At 49.1% G+C, this 503-nt stretch carries 1 pseudogene; it reads left to right on the top strand.

Features of this window, described 5'->3' with window-relative positions:
* Positions 1-503: pseudogene (locus R7Q48_RS31600) on the top strand (DNA-directed RNA polymerase subunit beta'); the annotation flags it as partial.

Below are 503 nucleotides of genomic sequence, written 5' to 3'. Positions count from 1 at the left end.
TGAGGCAGTAGGTGTTATCGCTGCTCAGTCTATCGGTGAACCGGGTACACAGCTTACGATGCGTACGTTCCACATCGGTGGTGCGGCATCGACAGTAGCAGCAGAGAACAGCATCCAAGCGAAGAACAACGGTTCTGTTAAGCTTCACAACGCTAAGTTCGTAACAAACAAAGATGGCAAGCTAGTTATCACTTCTCGTGCATCTGAACTAACCATCATCGATGAGTTCGGCCGTACGAAAGAGAAACACAAACTGCCATACGGCTCGCTACTAAGCAAGGGCGACAACGACGCAGTTGAAGCTGGTGAAACAGTAGCGAACTGGGAAGCGCACACACTGCCAATCATCACTGAAGTAGCTGGTCGTATCCAGTTCGTAGATATGATTGATGGCGTAACAGTTTCTCGTCAAACAGATGACCTAACTGGTCTATCTTCAAGCGAAGTAACGGACGCAGCAGCTCGTCCAGCAGCAGGTAAAGATATGCGTCCAGCTATCAAAC

This window comes from Vibrio sp. 378, assembly GCF_033339435.1.
The sequence above is the reverse complement of the archived record's forward strand: the minus strand, read 5'-3'. Positions and strand labels throughout refer to the sequence as shown.